The organism is Shewanella electrica (assembly GCF_022321485.1).
Classification (GTDB): domain Bacteria; phylum Pseudomonadota; class Gammaproteobacteria; order Enterobacterales; family Shewanellaceae; genus Shewanella; species Shewanella electrica.
Genome location: NZ_JAKOGG010000557.1, coordinates 1 through 250 on the forward strand (window position 1 = coordinate 1; position 250 = coordinate 250).

Annotated in this window: 1 pseudogene; it reads left to right on the top strand. The window is 76.0% G+C overall.

Going from position 1 to position 250, the window contains the following annotated elements:
* A pseudogene (locus tag L9G74_RS21460) lies at window positions 1–195 on the top strand (hypothetical protein); the annotation flags it as partial.
* Window positions 196–250: the final 55 nt, after the last annotated feature.

Genomic DNA, 250 nt, shown 5'->3' on the forward strand with positions numbered 1-250 from the left:
GAGGTGCTGCTCGCGAGCGCGACGCCCGTGTCAGCTGCCGGCCGGCCGCTGCCGCTGCCGCCGCCTCTGCACCCTCTGCTCGACCCGATCCCGGCCCTTCTCGCCTTCTACCCGCTGGCCGCGGCCCTGGCCCGCCGGCGCGGGCGCGATCCGGACCGGCCGCGGGGCCTGCAGAAGGTGACGCGCACCCTTTGAGCCCTCACGTCTCGGGCTCGCCGAGCGCTTCGAGCAGCGAGAGGTCGCGGATCAG